We start from the raw sequence: 1,039 nt of genomic DNA, 5'->3' as shown, positions 1-1,039 counted from the left end.
CACGCACTCTGGGTCATTAAATCGATTTTTCCCTTTTTCCTGAAGAAAATGGGCTAAATCTTCTAATGGCATTTCTGCTAGTTCGTCTAGGCTGAACTTTTCGGAGAACATTTCCATCATGGCGTTTCCGAATACAGATGAATCCACTTCTAGTGAAAAGGTATTACACTTATAACTCAAATGTTGTAAGAAATGTTGTTTTTCTCTAGCCACTTGATGGATAAGTTGGTAACGTGAGCGAGTTAATTGTTGTAAAGCAATATACTGTTCTTCTTTCACCACGGACATGGAGTTACGTCCGAAACGAAGATAATCAGCAATAACGAACGCATCAATTTCATCCGTCTTATCCATATCGGAATAGCTTTTCTTAAAGTTAGCAATCTGTTTGGGATTCATGACAAACACTCGGGCTCCCAAAGCTTTAAGAGATTCATCGTTGTGTAGGAACATCGATGGATGAAAGCTATAGACGGACGTGGATTCCAGTCCAATTTTTAACGCTTGAATGGTTTGATTTTTGGTACATTCTAAAATACGATCTCGGAGTTCTGTTGCGCCAGGTAGATCGTTACAGACAGAAAAGGATTGAAGTTTCTCTCCTTCATCGCCCAAAATACAAACCTTAATATCAAAAGAACTAATGTCTAAGCCAACAAATAATTTCATGGGGTGTCCCCTCCTTTCAAATTAGAATCATAGGTACATTTCTAGGATGCCCTGAGATATCTCTAGTGTGAACGCCGACCAGCAACCTCGTGTATCAGAACTTGCCCTGGTTCGAAAGCCGCCCTAGAGCTACTACCATCTAGGTTCGAAGAACAGGGAGAACAGCCTGCGAGTAGGAAGCACCGCACGAACACTGAGAAACAGTCTTTAAATGTGGTTAAGCCCACAGGGGGATAAAGAATTGTCCCAAATGATCCTAATCTCATTATCTAGAAATATCTCGGGACACCCAAGAAATTTGATTTATTTTGTACAGGAAAAGTAGGGATTACGGTCCTCAAATAAAAGGGACTAAACATAATATACGAGG

The 1,039-nt window shown here is 40.4% G+C and carries 1 protein-coding gene; it reads right to left on the bottom strand.

Annotated elements, in window-relative coordinates:
- On the bottom strand, positions 1 to 669 hold a 669-nt coding region (locus BQ6100_RS20775; RefSeq protein ID WP_141770183.1), incomplete at its 3' end, for an IS110 family transposase.
- Positions 670 to 1,039 lie beyond the last annotated feature (370 nt).

Source organism: Bacillus massilinigeriensis, from assembly GCF_900117315.1.
Classification (GTDB): Bacteria; Bacillota; Bacilli; order Bacillales; family Cytobacillaceae; genus Bacillus_BE; species Bacillus_BE massilionigeriensis.
Note: the sequence above shows the minus strand (reverse complement) of the source record. Positions and strands in the feature narration are given on the sequence as shown.